12 protein-coding genes are annotated in these 12,032 nt (G+C 62.3%); 10 read left to right on the plus strand and 2 right to left on the minus strand.

Annotated elements, in window-relative coordinates; genetic code table 11:
* Position 1 precedes the first annotated feature (1 nt).
* From ACIPZB_RS13955 to pdxJ, 9 genes are all read left to right on the plus strand, one after another.
* Positions 2–592, plus strand: coding sequence for a sigma-E factor negative regulatory protein (locus ACIPZB_RS13955; protein ID WP_008094989.1), 591 nt, complete (start codon positions 2–4; stop codon positions 590–592).
* A gap of 12 nt (positions 593–604) precedes the next feature.
* Positions 605–1,570, plus strand: a complete 966-nt coding sequence (locus ACIPZB_RS13960) for a MucB/RseB C-terminal domain-containing protein (protein WP_400640780.1) — start codon at positions 605–607, stop codon at positions 1,568–1,570.
* Between the two features lie 211 nt (positions 1,571–1,781).
* Entirely contained in the window at positions 1,782–3,182 is a 1,401-nt protein-coding gene (locus ACIPZB_RS13965; protein ID WP_400640946.1) for a DegQ family serine endoprotease, read from the plus strand.
* Positions 3,183–3,365: 183 nt separating this feature from the next.
* Entirely contained in the window at positions 3,366–5,165 is a 1,800-nt protein-coding gene (lepA, locus tag ACIPZB_RS13970; protein WP_400640782.1) for a translation elongation factor 4, read from the plus strand.
* A gap of 5 nt (positions 5,166–5,170) precedes the next feature.
* Positions 5,171–6,025: a signal peptidase I gene (lepB, locus tag ACIPZB_RS13975; protein WP_400640785.1), complete on the plus strand. Its 855-nt coding sequence runs from the start codon at positions 5,171–5,173 to the stop codon at positions 6,023–6,025.
* Between the two features lie 161 nt (positions 6,026–6,186).
* Positions 6,187–6,876: a ribonuclease III gene (rnc, locus tag ACIPZB_RS13980; RefSeq protein WP_008094984.1), complete on the plus strand. Its 690-nt coding sequence runs from the start codon at positions 6,187–6,189 to the stop codon at positions 6,874–6,876.
* Positions 6,869–7,771 (plus strand): GTPase Era, encoded by a 903-nt coding sequence (gene era / locus ACIPZB_RS13985; RefSeq protein WP_008094982.1) that lies wholly within the window; start codon positions 6,869–6,871, stop codon positions 7,769–7,771. The genes rnc and era overlap by 8 nt, the downstream gene beginning before the upstream one ends.
* A 50-nt stretch (positions 7,772–7,821) precedes the next feature.
* Positions 7,822–8,505 carry a DNA repair protein RecO gene (recO, locus tag ACIPZB_RS13990; RefSeq protein WP_400640787.1) on the plus strand — a complete coding sequence of 228 codons (684 nt, stop codon included), beginning with the start codon at positions 7,822–7,824 and terminating at the stop codon, positions 8,503–8,505.
* A 61-nt stretch (positions 8,506–8,566) separates the two neighbouring features.
* Complete coding sequence (gene pdxJ, locus ACIPZB_RS13995) at positions 8,567–9,289, plus strand: pyridoxine 5'-phosphate synthase (protein ID WP_400640948.1); 723 nt, start codon at positions 8,567–8,569, stop codon at positions 9,287–9,289.
* Between the two features lie 118 nt (positions 9,290–9,407).
* Here pdxJ and ACIPZB_RS14000 read toward each other — a convergent pair whose 3' ends face one another.
* The gene (locus tag ACIPZB_RS14000) at positions 9,408–10,790 is read right to left on the minus strand and encodes a heavy metal sensor histidine kinase (protein WP_400640789.1); all 1,383 of its coding nucleotides are present in this window, start codon (positions 10,788–10,790) and stop codon (positions 9,408–9,410) included.
* Positions 10,787–11,461 carry a heavy metal response regulator transcription factor gene (locus tag ACIPZB_RS14005; RefSeq protein ID WP_400640791.1) on the minus strand — a complete coding sequence of 225 codons (675 nt, stop codon included), beginning with the start codon at positions 11,459–11,461 and terminating at the stop codon, positions 10,787–10,789. Before ACIPZB_RS14005 ends, ACIPZB_RS14000 begins: the two co-directional genes overlap by 4 nt.
* A gap of 338 nt (positions 11,462–11,799) precedes the next feature.
* Between ACIPZB_RS14005 and ACIPZB_RS14010 the strand changes: the two genes are divergently transcribed.
* On the plus strand, positions 11,800–12,003 hold the full coding sequence (locus ACIPZB_RS14010; protein ID WP_400640793.1) for a hypothetical protein: 204 nt from the start codon (positions 11,800–11,802) through the stop codon (positions 12,001–12,003).
* Positions 12,004–12,032: the final 29 nt, after the last annotated feature.

Here is a 12,032-nt window from a genome sequence, read left to right on the forward strand (position 1 = left end):
CATGAGTCGTGAAGCTTTGCAGGAATCGCTGTCCGCGGTAATGGATAACGAAGCGGACGAACTGGAACTGCGTCGCGTGCTGAACGCCGTCGACGACGCCGAAACCCGTGCCACCTGGTCGCGTTACCAGGTTGCCCGCGCAGCCATGCACAAGGAACTGCTGCTGCCCAAGCTGGATATCGCCTCGGCGGTGTCTGCCGCGCTGGCCGACGAAGCCGTGCCAGCCAAGGTCAAGCAAGGCCCGTGGCGCAGCATTGGCCGCCTGGCCGTTGCAGCCTCGGTGACCGTCGCGGTGCTGGCGGGTGTGCGCATGTACAACCAGGACGAGATCACCGGTGCCGAGCTGGCTTCCCAGCAGCCTGCGCAACAAGGCCTGAGCATGCCACAAACTCAGGGTCCGGCCGTTTTGGCAGGCTATAGTGAGAGCAGTGAGCAACCAACCGGGCCAATGGCCAACGGCGTGCTGCAGAACCAGGCCGGCTGGGATCAGCGTCTGCCAGGTTACCTGCGCCAGCATGCCCAGGAATCCGCGCTCAAAGGCACTGAAACCGCATTGCCTTATGCCCGCGCCGCCAGCCTGGAAAACCGCTAAGTAAGGAGGATCATGCGCGCGCTACCTCTCCTGTCGCTGCTGATAGGCAGCTGCGTGATGGTGCCAGCGTTGGCGGCCAATTCCTCGCCCGAGGCGAGTGAGTGGTTGAACAAGCTGGCACTGGCCGAGCAAAAACAGAGTTACCAGGGTTCTTTCGTCTACGAACGCAACGGTAGCTTCTCTTCCCACGATATCTGGCATCGGGTCCAGGACGGCAAAGTCAGCGAGCGGCTGCTGCAGCTCGATGGTGCCGCCCAGGAAATCGTGCGCGTGGATGGCAAGGTACAGTGCATCAGTGGTGCTTTGGTCAGTGGCGTAGGCACGCCACCTGACGGTGCCGCACGCGTGCTCGATCCTCTCAAGCTGATGAGCTGGTATGACCTTCGCCTGGCAGGCCGGGCGCGTGTCGCCGGGCGCGATGCCGTGATCGTCACCCTTACCCCACGTGATCAGCACCGCTACGCATTCGAATTGCACCTCGATCGCCAGACCGGGCTGCCGCTGCGTTCATTGATGCTCAATGACAAAGGCCAGTTGCTCGAACGCTTCCAGATGACCCGGCTGGATACCGATGACCTGCCCACCGACCAGGACTTGCGCCCCAGTGCGGCGTGCAAGCCGGTAGAGCATGTGGCGAGTACCAAGGCCGAGGCTGTCGCCGGTTGGCGTTCGGATTGGCTGCCAGATGGTTTCGAGCTGATCAACAGCTCCGTTCGCCGTGACCCTGCGCGTGACAGCACCATCAGCAGCCTGATGTACGACGATGGCCTGGCACGTTTTTCGGTGTTCCTGGAGCCCATCAAAGACGACTCCGGCGCCGATGTGCGCACTCAACTGGGCCCAACCGTGGCGGTTTCGCGTCGACTGAACACGCCCAAGGGCAAGGTGATGGTCACCGTGGTCGGGGAAATTCCATTGGGTACCGCAGAACGCATTGCGCTGTCGATGCGCCCCCAGGATGCCCAGGCGCGCCAGTGATGGCGCGCTTTTTTTCGGTCCATGCCAACGCTTGCGGACATGCTGCTGAAATGAAATTAAAGCATTGTCATTTGCAATCCATCGGTAAATTTTCTATAGGTCAGGCTTCTTGGAGTCTGGCCTTTCCTGCTTCTGCAGGGGGCCTTACGCTAACTACGCTCGTTGTGACGGGAGCCGTATGTCAATACCACGCTTGAAAACCTACCTATCGATGTTCGCCGCCGTGCTGATGCTCGGCCAGGTGCTCAGCGCCCAGGCCGAAGCCCTGCCGGACTTCACCACGTTGGTCGAGCAGGCCTCGCCGGCGGTGGTCAACATCAGTACCAAGCAGAAGCTGCCAGATCGCCGCATCGCCTCGGGGCAGATGCCGGACCTCGAAGGCCTGCCGCCGATGTTCCGCGAGTTCTTCGAGCGCAACATGCCGCAGCAGCCGCGTTCGCCGCGCGGTGATCGCCAGCGTGAGGCGCAGTCGCTGGGGTCGGGCTTCATCATTTCCAGCGATGGTTACGTGCTGACCAACAATCACGTGGTCGCCGACGCCGACGAGATCATCGTCCGCCTTTCGGACCGCAGCGAGCTGCAGGCCAAACTGGTCGGTACCGACCCGCGCACCGACGTGGCCTTGCTCAAGGTGGAGGGCAAGAATCTGCCGACGGTCAAGCTGGGTGATTCCGAGAAGCTCAAGGTGGGTGAGTGGGTGCTGGCCATTGGCTCGCCGTTCGGCTTCGACCACTCGGTGACCAAAGGCATCGTCAGTGCCAAGGGCCGCACGCTGCCCAATGACACCTATGTGCCGTTCATCCAGACCGACGTGGCCATCAACCCTGGCAACTCCGGCGGCCCGCTGTTCAACATGAACGGCGAAGTGGTGGGGATCAACTCACAGATCTTCACGCGTTCGGGCGGTTTCATGGGCCTGTCCTTCGCCATTCCGATCGACGTGGCGATCGATGTGTCCAACCAGTTGAAGAAAGACGGCAAGGTCAGCCGCGGCTGGTTGGGCGTGGTGATTCAGGAGGTCAACAAGGACCTGGCTGAATCCTTCGGCCTGGACAAGCCGGCCGGTGCCCTGGTGGCCCAGGTCCTGGAAGACGGTCCGGCGGCCAAGAGCGGCCTGCAGGTGGGCGATGTCATCCTGAGCATGAACGGCCAGCCGATCGTCATGTCGGCTGACCTGCCTCATCTGGTCGGCACCCTGAAGGATGGCGACAAGGCCAAGCTCGAGATCATCCGCAATGGCAAGCGCCAGAATCTGGATGTCACCGTTGGCGCGATGCCTGATGACGATGCCGATATTGGTGTCGGCAGCACCGAAGGCGGCGCTGAACGCAGCAGCAACCGCCTGGGTGTCGCCGTGTCGGACCTGACAGCCGAGCAGAAGAAAACGCTGGAGCTCAAGGGCGGCGTGGTCATCAAGGAAGTTCAGGATGGCCCGGCAGCGATGATCGGCCTGCGTCCGGGTGACGTCATCAGCCACCTGAACAACCAGGCGATCACTTCGGCCAAGCAGTTCACCGAAATTGCCAAGGACTTGCCGAAGAACCGTTCGGTGTCCATGCGCGTGCTGCGTCAGGGACGGGCGAGCTTCATCACCTTCAAGCTGGCGGAATAAGCTGGCTTTGAAGAAGGAAAGGGCAGCTTCGGCTGCCCTTTTTCATGAGATTTCACAATTCCCTGCGGGAAAGCGGGTGCACTGTGCGACAGAGGAATCTCCCATATCCCTGCGGCTTGAGGTACAATTCCCGGCTATTTTTCGGCGGGCGTTCCGGCTCGCAGCCTTTTCGAGTGTTGACCCGTGAGTGATTTGAGTCATATCCGCAATTTCTCCATCATCGCCCACATCGACCATGGCAAGTCGACGCTGGCCGACCGTTTCATCCAGATGTGCGGTGGCCTGTCGGCACGCGAAATGGAAGCCCAGGTCCTTGATTCCATGGACCTGGAGCGCGAACGCGGGATCACCATCAAGGCCCACAGCGTCACGCTGAACTACAAGGCGCAGGACGGCAAGGTCTACCAGCTCAACTTCATCGACACCCCCGGCCACGTCGACTTCACCTACGAAGTCTCGCGTTCGCTGGCGGCCTGTGAAGGTGCTCTGCTGGTCGTGGACGCCGGCCAGGGCGTAGAAGCCCAGTCCGTGGCCAACTGCTACACCGCCATCGAGCAGGGCCTTGAGGTCATGCCGGTACTGAACAAGATGGACCTGCCGCAGGCCGACCCGGATCGCGTCAAGGACGAGATCGAGAAGATCATCGGCATCGACGCCACCGACGCCGTGGCCTGCAGCGCCAAGAGCGGCATGGGCGTCGACGAAGTGCTCGAGCGCCTGGTGCAGACCATCCCCGCGCCGGAAGGCGACATCGACGCGCCGTTGCAGGCGCTGATCATCGACTCCTGGTTCGACAACTACCTGGGCGTGGTTTCGTTGGTGCGTGTGCGCCAAGGCCGCGTCAAGAAGGGCGACAAGATCCTGGTCAAGTCCACCGGCAAGACGCACCTGGTCGACAGCGTCGGTGTATTCACGCCCAAGCACACCCAGACGGCTGACCTGAAAGCCGGTGAAGTAGGCTTCATCATCGGCAGCATCAAGGACATCCACGGTGCACCTGTGGGTGACACCCTGACCCTGTCCACCACCCCTGAGGTGGAAGTGCTGCCGGGCTTCAAGAAGATCCAGCCGCAGGTCTACGCCGGCCTGTTCCCGGTCAGCTCCGACGACTTCGAGGACTTCCGCGATGCCCTGCAGAAGCTGACCCTGAACGACTCGTCGCTGCAGTACATGCCGGAAAGCTCCGATGCCCTGGGCTTCGGCTTCCGTTGCGGCTTCCTCGGCATGCTGCACATGGAAATCATCCAGGAGCGCCTGGAGCGCGAGTACGACCTGGACCTGATCACCACTGCACCAAGCGTGATCTACGAGCTCGAGCTCAAGACCGGCGAAACCATCATCGTCGACAACCCGTCGAAGCTGCCGGACGTATCGTCGGTGACAGACTTCCGCGAGCCGATCGTCACCGCGACCATCCTGGTGCCACAAGAGCACCTGGGCAACGTCATCACCCTGTGCATCGAGAAGCGTGGCGTGCAGCGCGACATGCAGTTCCTCGGCAGCCAGGTGCAGGTGCGTTACGACATGCCGATGAACGAAGTGGTGCTGGACTTCTTCGACCGTTTGAAGTCGACCAGCCGCGGCTATGCTTCGCTGGACTATCATTTCGATCGCTACCAGTCGGCCAACCTGGTCAAGCTGGATGTACTGATCAACGGCGACAAGGTCGATGCCCTGGCATTGATCGTTCACCGCGACAACGCGGCCTACAAAGGCCGTGCATTGACCGAAAAGATGAAGGAACTGATCCCTCGGCAGATGTTCGATGTGGCGATCCAGGCAGCCATTGGCGGCCAGATCATCGCGCGGACCACGGTCAAGGCGCTCAGAAAGAACGTACTGGCCAAGTGCTACGGTGGTGACGTCAGCCGTAAGAAAAAGCTGCTGGAGAAGCAGAAGGCCGGTAAGAAACGCATGAAACAGGTCGGCAACGTGGAAATTCCACAAGAAGCCTTCCTCGCCGTGCTCAGGTTGGATAGCTAGGTCCTATGTCGCTAAATTTCCCGCTGTTGCTAGTCATCGCCGTAGCCGTCTGCGGCCTGTTGGGCTTGATCGACCTGCTGTTCCTGGCCCCGCGCCGGCGGGCGGCGGTCGCCAACTACCAGGGGCGCGTCAACCCGCCAGAAATGGCCGTGGTCGAGCGCCTGAGCAAGGAACCGCTGCTGGTGGAGTACGGCAAGTCGTTCTTCCCGGTGCTGTTCATCGTGCTGGTGTTGCGCTCGTTCCTGGTCGAACCGTTCCAGATTCCGTCGGGGTCGATGAAGCCGACCCTGGAAGTGGGCGACTTCATCCTGGTGAACAAGTTCTCCTATGGCATTCGCCTGCCGGTGATCGACAAGAAGGTCATCGAGGTTGGTGACCCGCAGCGCGGCGATGTGATGGTGTTCCGCTACCCGAGCGACCCGAACGTCAACTACATCAAGCGTGTAGTCGGTCTGCCGGGCGACAAGGTGCGTTACACCAGCGACAAGCGACTGTTCGTCAATGACCAGCCGATTGCCGAACAACTGGTCGGCACCGAGCCAGGCACCCTGGGCAGTGCCCAGCTGTACAAGGAAAAGCTTGGCGCCGCCGAGCACTTGATCCGCAAGGAAATGACCCGTTATCGCATGCCGCCGGACCAGCAATGGACCGTGCCGGCCGGCCACTACTTCATGATGGGCGACAACCGCGACAACTCCAACGACAGCCGTTACTGGGATGACCCGAACATTCCCAAGGAACTGCACGGCATGGTTCCCGACCGGAACATCGTCGGCAAGGCTTTCGCGGTGTGGATGAGCTGGCCAGAGCCAAAGCTCAGCCACCTGCCCAACCTGTCGCGGGTTGGTCTGATCCATTGATACCCATCGGCGCTGTCCTGTAGACAGCGCCGAATGCATTTCTGACATAGGCTGTGTTCTCAAGGACCGAGAGATTCGCCGCTCACCGCGACGGACCACAGCCCAACAGTCTTTCAGGATGTTGATTTGAACAACGCGTTGAATAACCCACGGGTGGCTGCATGAGTGCTTCCCTTGCCCGTCTCGAGCGCAAGCTCGGCTACACCTTCAAGAATCAGGACCAGATGCTGCTGGCCCTGACCCACCGCAGTTATGCCGGGCGCAACAACGAGCGCCTGGAGTTTCTCGGTGACTCCATCCTCAACTTCGTTGCCGCCGAGGCGCTGTTCGAGCGCTTTCCGCAGGCCCGCGAAGGCCAGCTGTCGCGCCTGCGTGCTCGCCTGGTCAAAGGTGAGACCCTGGCTCGTCTGGCCCGCGGCTTCGACCTGGGCGAATACCTGCGCCTGGGTTCGGGTGAGCTCAAGAGTGGCGGTTTCCGCCGCGAATCGATCCTGGCCGACGCCCTGGAAGCATTGATCGGTGCCATCTATCTGGACGCCGACATGCAGACCGTGCGCGAGCGCATCCTGGCCTGGCTGACCGACGAGTTCGACAGCCTGACGCTGGTCGACACCAACAAGGACCCGAAAACCCGCCTGCAGGAGTTTCTGCAGTCGCGTAGCTGCGATCTGCCACGTTACGAGGTGGTGGACATCCAGGGCGAACCGCACTGCCGTACCTTCTTCGTCGAATGCGAAGTGGTGCTGCTGAACAACAAGAGCCGTGGCCAGGGCGTTAGCCGGCGTATCGCCGAGCAAGTCGCTGCCGCCGCCGCATTGATCGCCCTGGGCGTGGAGAATGGCAATGACTGAGAACAACCCGACTCGCTGTGGCTATGTGGCCATTGTCGGCCGCCCCAACGTGGGCAAATCGACCCTGCTCAACCACATCCTCGGCCAGAAGCTGGCGATCACCTCGCGCAAGCCACAGACCACCCGCCACAACATGCTCGGCATCAAGACCGAGGGTGACGTGCAGGCGATCTACGTCGACACCCCCGGCATGCACAAGGCCAACGACAAGGCCTTGAACCGCTACATGAACCGTAATGCCTCGGCGGCCCTGAAGGACGTCGATGTGGTGATCTTCGTGGTCGACCGCACCCGTTGGACCGACGAGGACCAGCTGGTGCTCGAGCGCATCCAGTACGTGACCGGCCCGGTGATCCTGGCGGTGAACAAGACCGACCGCATGGACGAGAAGGCCGAGCTGATCCCGCACCTGCAGTGGCTGCAGGAGCAACTGCCAAATGCCGAGATCGTGCCGATCTCGGCCCAGCAGGGGCACAACCTCGAATCGCTGGAAGCGCTGATCGCCAAGCACCTGCCGGAAAACGACCATTTCTTCCCGGAAGACCAGATCACCGACCGCAGCAGCCGCTTCCTGGCCGCCGAACTGGTACGCGAAAAGATCATGCGCCAGCTCGGTGCGGAGCTTCCCTACCAGATCACCGTAGAAATCGAAGAGTTCAAGCAGCAAGGCCACGTGCTGCACATCCATGCCCTGATCCTGGTCGAGCGTGACGGCCAGAAGAAGATCATCATTGGCGACAAGGGCGAGCGTATCAAGCGTATCGGCTCCGACGCGCGCAAGGACATGGAAGTACTGTTCGACGCCAAGGTCATGCTCAACCTGTGGGTCAAGGTCAAGGGCGGCTGGTCCGATGACGAGCGCGCGCTGCGGTCGCTGGGCTACGGCGACCTGTAACCTCCCCAATGGCCCGGATTGTTCCGGGCCTTTGCTTTCAGGCCATTTTCATGGAACAACCTGTCGGCCAGCCGGCCTACGTGCTGCATAGCCGTGCCTACAAGGAAACCAGCGCGCTGGTGGACTTCTTCACGCCGCAGGGGCGCATGCGCGCGGTGTTGCGGCGGGCGCGGGGCAAGGGCGGCAGCCTGGTAAGGCCGTTCGTGCCGCTGGAAGTGGAACTGCGCGGGCGCGGTGAGCTGAAGAATGTCGGTCGGCTGGACAGCGTCGGCATCGCCGCCTGGCTGCACGGCGATGCCCTGTTCAGTGGTTTGTACCTCAATGAGCTGCTGATGCGCCTGCTGCCTGCCGAGGCGCCCCAGCCCGAGCTGTTCGAGCACTACGCCCTGACCTTGCAGGCGCTGGCGGCGGGGCGGCCGCTGGAGCCGCTGCTGCGCGCCTTCGAATGGCGCCTGCTGGACGACCTCGGTTATGCCTTCTCGCTCAGCCACGACATCAATGACGACCCTATCGCGGCCGATGGCCTCTATCGTTTGCGGGTCGATGCCGGCCTTGAGCGGGTGTACCTGGTGCAACCTGGCCTGTTCAAAGGCGCCGAGCTGATAGCCCTGGCCCAAGTCGACTGGCAGGCACCCGGCGCTTTGCTCGCAGCCAAGCGCCTGATGCGCCAGGCATTGGCGGTGCACCTGGGGTCAAAGCCACTGGTCAGCCGGGAACTGTTTCGCAAGCGCTGAGCACGTCGTATGCTGTGGGGCTAAATCCTCAGGAGAGCCTTTCGTGACTCACAGCAACCGCATGCTTCTCGGCGTCAACATCGACCACGTGGCGACCCTGCGCCAAGCCCGCGGCACTCGCTATCCCGACCCGGTCAAAGCCGCGCTGGACGCCGAAGAAGCCGGTGCCGACGGCATCACCGTGCACCTGCGTGAAGACCGCCGGCACATCCAGGAGCGCGACGTGCTGGTGCTCAAGGACGTGCTGCAGACGCGCATGAACTTCGAAATGGGCGTGACCGAAGAGATGATGGTCTTCGCCGAGAAGATCCGCCCGGCGCATATCTGCCTGGTGCCAGAGACCCGTCAGGAGTTGACCACCGAGGGTGGCCTGGATGTGGCCGGCCAGGAGGCACGGATCAAAGCGGCGGTGGAGCGCCTCTCGCGTACAGGTGCCGAAGTGTCGTTGTTCATCGATGCGGACGAGCGGCAGATCGAAGCCTCGCGCCGTGTCGGAGCACCGGCCATCGAGCTGCATACCGGTCGCTATGCCGATGCCCAAACCCCCACTGAGGTGGCCGAAGAGCTCAAGCGTATCGTCGATGGCGTGGCGTTTGGGGTTGGCCAGGGGCTGATCGTCAATGCCGGCCACGGCCTGCATTACCACAACGTCGAAGCGGTAGCGGCGATCAAGGGCATCAATGAACTGAACATTGGCCATGCGCTGGTAGCCCATGCGCTGTTCGTCGGCTTCAAGGCGGCGGTGGCGGAAATGAAGGCGCTGATCGTCGCGGCTTCGCGCTGATCTGCTGTGGCCCCATCGCTGGCAAGCCAGCTCCCACAGGTACTGCACAACACCCGAGAACTGTGCAGATCCCTGTGGGAGCCGGCTTGCCGGCGATAGGGCCAGTCCAGGCAACTACCTATTCGGCTCTGAACACCAGGGAAAAACGAGTAGGCCCTGCGCAACTGCTGCTCACCTCAACCCGCCCTCCAAGCAGTTGCATGATTGATTTCACGATCGCCAACCCCAGCCCCGTTCCACCTTCCAGCCGCGAACGCCCCGACCCTGCCCGATAGAACCGCTCGAACAGCTGCGGCAGATGCTCATCAAGGATCCCCGGCCCCTCATTCGCCACCCAAAGCCAGACTTCGTCGCCACGGCGCTCGATGCCCAGGTTCACCTCGTGACCCTCCGGGCTGTGGCGAATCGCATTGCTCAACAGGTTCGACAGCGCCCGCTGGAACATCAGCCGATCAGCCAGGGCCGTGCCCCAGCCTTTGAGCTGTAGCGTCAACGCCTTGTGTTCGGCGCTGTAGGCAAACAGCTCCAGCACCTGCTGCGTCTCGTCAGTCAGGGACAGCGGCTTGAGCGCCAGCTGCGCCTGGGGCTGGCTGACCTGGGCGAGAAACAGCATGTCGTTGATGATGCGGTTCAGGCGGGTCAGTTCATCGATGCTGTCGGCCAGCACTTCGCGGTAGTTCTCACTGTCCCGTTCGCGGGCCAGGGTCACCTGGGCCTTGCCCATCAGGTTGCTCAAGGGCGTGCGCAGTTCGTGGGCCAGGTCATCGGAAAATTGCGATAACTGGCGAACCCCGTGGTCCAGTCGGTCGAGCATCACGTTGATGCCCGTCGCCAGCTCGGCCAACTCCACAGGCAAGCCATGATCGGGCAGGCGGTGCTGCAGGTCCTGGGCGGACACCTTGCCAGCGATGCGTCGAAAATGACGCAGCGGTTTCAAGCCGCGCTGCACCAACCACCAGGCACCGGCACCGATCAGCAGCAACAGCAGCGGCAGGGCCAGCAGGGTCGAGTGCAGGTACGCTTGCAGCAGGTCGTTGTCGTCAGCGCGGTTGAGCGACATCATCACGCGCACTGGGGTGTCGTCGCGCAGGCGCATTTGCCGGGTCACCGTGAGCAGCTGTTGGCCGGTGCTGTCGCGCCATTCATGGAAGCGCAGTCGGGCGTCGGTGTACAGCGCGCCCACCTGTGACTCCAAGGCAGGGCCCAGGATGAGCATATGCGGGTGGCGGCCATCCAGGGTCAGCACGCTCAGGCTCAGGTTATCGTGTCCCATCACCAGGTCGAGCAGCGGGTGGGCACGGTTGCCCAGGTCTTCACTGCGCAGGTCGACCCGCAGGTTGTGCTCGACCTGCAGCATCTTGCGCGTCAGGTCCTTGCGCGCGCGGCTGTCGAGTTCATGCTTGAGGGCGAACACGGCCAGGCAGCCCAGCAACAGTACCAGCGCAGCGCCCATCAGGGTCACGCCCAGGCCAAGGCGCAGCGACAGGCTGGCTTGTCTCATCCTCGCGCCTCCAGGACGTAGCCCACGCCGCGCAGTGTGTGGATGAGTTTGTCCTCGAACGGGTCATCGATCTTGGCGCGCAAGCGGCGGATCGAGACCTCGACCACGTTGGTGTCGCAGTCGAAGTTCATGTCCCACACCAGCGAGATGATCTGCGTGCGCGACAGTACCTCGCCGCTCTGGCGCATCAGCAGGTGCAGCAGGGCGAACTCCTTGGCGGTCAGGTCGATGCGTTGTCCGCCCCGGTAGGCGCGGTGGCGGCCGGGGTCCAGTTCCAGGTCGGCGACACGCAGGGTACTGGGTTGCATGTGTTGGTCGTTGCGGCGCAGCAGGCTGCGAATGCGTGCCAGCAGCTCGGGAAACTCGAACGGCTTGAGCAGATAGTCATCGGCGCCCAGGTCCAGGCCCTTGACTCGGTCGGCCAAGCGGCCGTGGGCGGTCAGCATCATGATGCGTGTGGCCGACTCGGCGCGCAGGCGCTGCAGCACGCCCCAGCCATCGAGTTCGGGCAAGTTGACGTCGAGAATGATCAGGTCATAAGGCTGCTGGCGTGCCAGGTGCAGGCCGTCGGTGCCGGTGTGGGCGCAGTCGACCACGTAGCCATTCTCGCGCAGGCCCTGCTGCAGGTAGTCGGCGGTACGCAGTTCGTCCTCGATGATCAATAGGCGCATGAGAGGCTCAAAATGGGGAAAAGGGAGCGATTCTCGACCCTGTAGGGGCTTCAGGGTCAACGGGCAGGATGTTACGGCATGCGTAAGGCCAAGCGGGGTAGATAACGGATTTGTAATCCTGGTGTTATCTGGCTGTCTGCACCGGCCTTATCGCGGGCAAGCCGGCTCCCACAGGGGTGTGTGGGGTAACTGCGGGAGCCGGCTTGCCCGCGATAAGGCCGGTGCAGACAAACGCGTAATCGGGCCACATTGCAAGACTGTAATCCCCCTCTCACCTTGGCGTTAGCTGCCCCTCGCTAGGATGGCCCTGTCTGATCGGTTATCACGAGGCAAGCACGATGAACCTGACCAAATATTTGCTGCTGGCAACCCTCACCCTGGGCAGTGCCAGCGTTTATGCCGAAGGTGGCGCGGAGCGCTCCAGGCAATTTTGGGAAGCCTTCCGCCAGGACCAGCAACGCCTGCATGGCGACAAGCAGCAGGCGGTTGTGGCGCGTGAGCGCAAGGCGCAGGAAAACGCGCAGAAGGTGGCGAAGGATTGAGGCAACAGCACCTGCGCCGAAACAGCTCC

The organism is Pseudomonas sp. NPDC089396, assembly GCF_044749545.1.
In the GTDB taxonomy this organism is placed as follows: domain Bacteria; phylum Pseudomonadota; class Gammaproteobacteria; order Pseudomonadales; family Pseudomonadaceae; genus Aquipseudomonas.